The following is a 4,250-nucleotide window of genomic DNA, read 5'->3' on the forward strand; positions in this document are numbered from 1 at the left end:
GTCCCTGAGGTATAGAGGATGAAGAGCGGATCTTCAGCATCCATGACTTCGGGTTCACATTCCCTGCCAGCCCCATTCAGGAGCTCGTAGTAGTCGATCTCCATCTCGGAGATGAGTTCGACCTGGGGCCTTGTCCGCCTGACGACGACGATCTTCTCGACACTCGGGGCATTGACAACCGCATCCCCGACGATCGATTTCAGGGGGACGTGTTTGCCACGGCGATACCCGACATCGGCGGTGATGACGACCTTTGCCGATGCATCGCGGATACGGGTATTCAGGGCTGCTGCCCCAAAGCCTCCATAGACGATACTGTGTACTGCACCGATCCGGGCACAGGCGAGCATCGCAATGATATGCTCGGGGATGAGGGGCATGTAGATACAGACGGTGTCGCCTTTTTTGATGCCCAGGTTCTTCAGGGCATTTGCACACCGCTGCACCTCCCGGTGGAGCTGGCGGTAGGTGAATATCCTCTCCTGCTCCTCTTCCTCACCACGCCAGATCAGCGCAACCTTGTTTCTGAGCTCGCTGTTGACGTGCCTGTCAAGGCAGTTGAATGTGATATTCGTCTTCGCATTGACAAACCATTTTGCATAGGGGTGTTTCCACTCCTTAACGGCATCCCATGGCTTGAACCAGCTGAGTTCTTTTGCAATACCATCCCAGAAGCCATCGGGATCTTTCAGATAGCGATTGTACGCCGTCTCCCAGTCCCCGATATTCGAATTCTCCCTGTAGGAGGAATCGGGCTTATAGGTCTTAGCTTCGAGTTTTACATCGAAAGATTCGGACATAATCTTCTCCTCCATGCAGAATACTGCATGGAACCACAGAACCCAAAAGGCCCTTATGCAGTGCTTTACATACACAAATTGGATCACACCATAGATAAATCTTATATTTGCTGAACACCTATGCACTGCATAAGCAGAGAGATACCATAAAAGGAGATTATGGAGAATGACAGGGCAATCCGGGGAAATGATCCAGATCAAGGAGTTATTGAAGAGAAATCCACGCGGGATGAGCATAACAGAGATCTCTTCTGCACTGCATCTCCACAGAAATACTGCCGCCAAATACCTTGACACGCTCAAGCTGAGGGGGGATGTCGACAGAAAAGAGATCGGCACTGCAAGGAATTACTTTCTCGTACAGAGAATTCCGGTCTCTTCCCTGCTCGCCTACTGGCCAGCCCCGTTGATCATCTGCGATCTTCGCCTGAACACAGTGATGGTAACAGAGGGGATACTCTCACTCCTTGGGTGCTCACTGGATGTGATGTATGGCGTTTTAATCGATGAGATCCCGATCTCATTGTTTAAAGATCCCCGGATACGGGAGATCTGCCATAATGCTGTTCAGGGGGAGACAGAGACGCATACGTTCAGGGCAACCATACGAAAGAAGGAGATGCGCATCCGGATCCAGGGGATTCCGGTCGTCTTTGATACCGGACGGGATGGAGCGGCACTCGCCTTCTTTGATGAAACAGGTCACCAGTCCACCTCAAGGGAACTTGATCTGCTGAAACAGCAGTATGCAGCCCTTAAGACCGGACAGAGAGAATACATCGCCCATCTGGACAACAAGCTCCGTATCACCTACATCAATGCCCCATTCGCAACCCGCACCCAGAGGAGCGGGAAACAGGCAGAGGGCCTCCCCTTCACCTCACTCTTCCCGGCACAGATCCTTCATGAAATAGAGGAGCTCCTTCCTGAGATTACAATAGCCAGTCAATCGGCTTCAGCTGATCTGATGATGATCCGAAACGATGGAACCGTCGGCCGCGAACAATGGGATCTCCGGGCCATCTTTGATGAGCAGGGGGGGATCGCCGCATACCATGCAACAGGCAGGGACATCACCGAGCTCTACCGGTGCAGGGAGCAGCTTGAGCAGTACCATAAGAATTTTGAGGAGCTCATCGAGGACAGAACCCGATCCCTCCAGGAGGCAAACAGGATGCTTATGGCAACAATTCGGGAGAAAGAGGAGCTTGAACGGGAACTGCTCTTCATCCAGTTTGCCTTCGATCACGCCTCGGATTCGATCCTTATCCTTAATGAGGAAGGCCGGATCATCAGGGCAAACCAGACGGCATCCACACTCCTTGGCTACACAACTGAAGAACTCCAGGCACTTCATGTCGAAACAATCAACCCGTCAATCACGAAGAGCATCTGGAAGGAGATGTGGGTAGATGGATATCCAGGCAAAAGGATGCGGACCCGCTCCATACACCGGATGCGGAACGGCAGGATCCTGCATGTCGATGTCTCGCGGACCTTTGTCCGGTTCCTTGATCAGATGTACTTCTGTTCGATTGCCCGGCCGCTGGAGGAGAAGGACGGCAATGGGGATCAGACGATCCCATCACATTCATAAAGCCACGGGATGAGACTAACTGGAAAAAGTGGGATATGAGAGATGTTTGAGAAGACACTGATTCCGGTTGCATATGGAGAGAGGCCGGATGAGCTGAGAAAGATCGGTAATTTACTCAAAAGCCTCGGCTCTGAATCGATCTGCCTCTTCCATGTGAGTGACTCCGACTCATTCTTCGGGGGATCGGATCTCTCATGGCTGATGCTTTTAAAGGAGGCACTCGAGGAGATCGGGCTCTCTGTGGATATTCGGACAGGAAGCGATCATATCGCATCATCTATTGCAGAGGCGGCACTTCTGGAAGGTGCAGATGAGATCTACCTGAAGGCAAAACGTCGCTGGCAGCTCCGCTCAATACTCCTTGGAAGCGTATCACGGGATCTCCTCAGGCTTGCTGACACCCCCGTCTTCGTCCATAAGATCCGGCCACTTCTGCCGGGAGAGGGAGAGGGGACGATCACCCGTGATGATCTGATCGTTCTCTATGCAACCGACTTTGATGAGGCATCCAACCGGCCACTGCCCTTTGTAATGCAGTTTAATGGAGGATGGTGCCACATCCTGCACGTCAGGGGAAGGCGGGCAGATCCGATATCCGAGGAGAGGAAAAGTTCCAGCATTAAAGAGAAGCTCTCATCGCTTGAGGAGGAGCTTCGCCCCTATTATGGGCGGGTAACCTCGGAACAGCGGATCGGCAATACCGCTCATGAGGTTCTTTTTGTATCAGATCAGATAAAGGCCGATGTGATCGTCCTTGGCAGAAGCAGGCCCGCATTTCTTTCTTCTCCGATGGGCGATACGGCTGAACGAATCGTCACCGGATCGAAGGCATCCATATTTTTAGTACCATAAAGGTGATTGGATATGAATCGGGCATATTTCAGAAAGGAAACAGTCTTTCTCCTCTCTTCAGGAATTATTCTCCTCTTTATTGCCGCCGGGGCATTGCAGCCGGATCTTCTGGATACAGCAGCGTCCGCCATCCATGCAGGGATTCTCGACAACTTCAGCTGGCTCTACCTGATATCCGCCTTCTTCTTCCTAATATTTGTTATTTCCATTGCATTATCGAAGTATGGAACGATCAGGCTCGGCTATGATGCCGAACGGCCGCAGTATACCTTCTTCGGCTGGGTTGCGATGCTCTTTGCAGCCGGGATGGGGATCGGTCTCCTCTTCTGGGGGGTTTCAGAGCCACTTGTGCATTTCCTCACACCCCCTCCGTTTCTTGAACCGCTCTCCCCCGAATCTGCAGCTTTTGCGATGCGGTATGCATTCTTCCACTGGGGCATCCATCCATGGGCGATCTATACCGTCGTCAGCCTCTCGATTGCATACTTCTCATTCCGACGGGGTATGCCTGCCCTGATCAGCTCCTGCTTCTATCCTGTGCTCGGGGATCGGATCTATGGGATGCCGGGAAAGATCGTTGATGTGCTGGCAGTCTTTGCCACTGTCTTTGGAACTGCGACATCGCTTGGATTTGGCGCCCTCCAGATTCATGCCGGGTTCTCGCACCTCTACGGCATCTCGTCTGCGATCCCGGTTACCATCGGGATCATCATAATCGCAACCGCCCTCTTCATGGCTTCAGCCATCCTTGGAGTGGAGAAAGGCGTCCAGGTACTCTCAAAATTCAATATTCTCCTTGCGATCGTTCTTCTCAGCGTCATCCTCATCCTCGGATCAACCCCCTATATCCTGAATATCTTCTCCTCAACGCTCGGCGGATACATCAACAATGTCATCGATCTGAGCCTCCAGGCCTATCCCTTTGAAGGATATCAATGGAGCCGCGACTGGACGGTCTTCTACTGGGCATGGTGGATCTCATGGTCACCGTTTGTCGGGCT

Annotated in this window: 4 protein-coding genes; 3 read left to right on the top strand and 1 reads right to left on the bottom strand. The window is 52.3% G+C overall.

The features are described 5' to 3' along the window. Positions 1-800: AMP-binding protein (locus tag QCH34_RS07695; RefSeq protein WP_300332481.1), on the bottom strand; the 800-nt coding region annotated here is incomplete at its 3' end. A 187-nt stretch (positions 801-987) separates the two neighbouring features. Here QCH34_RS07695 and QCH34_RS07700 point away from each other — a divergent pair. The 3 genes from QCH34_RS07700 to QCH34_RS07710 form a co-directional block, all read left to right on the top strand. After that, positions 988-2,397: a PAS domain-containing protein gene (locus QCH34_RS07700; RefSeq protein WP_300332483.1), complete on the top strand. Its 1,410-nt coding sequence runs from the start codon at positions 988-990 to the stop codon at positions 2,395-2,397. Between the two features lie 42 nt (positions 2,398-2,439). Next, entirely contained in the window at positions 2,440-3,249 is an 810-nt protein-coding gene (locus QCH34_RS07705; protein WP_300332485.1) for a universal stress protein, read from the top strand. A gap of 12 nt (positions 3,250-3,261) precedes the next feature. Next, the coding region (locus tag QCH34_RS07710; protein WP_300332487.1) for a BCCT family transporter at positions 3,262-4,250 on the top strand (989 nt) is incomplete at its 3' end.

Origin of the sequence: Methanocalculus sp., from assembly GCF_029762515.1 — an archaeon.
Classification (GTDB): Archaea; Halobacteriota; Methanomicrobia; order Methanomicrobiales; family Methanocorpusculaceae; genus Methanocalculus.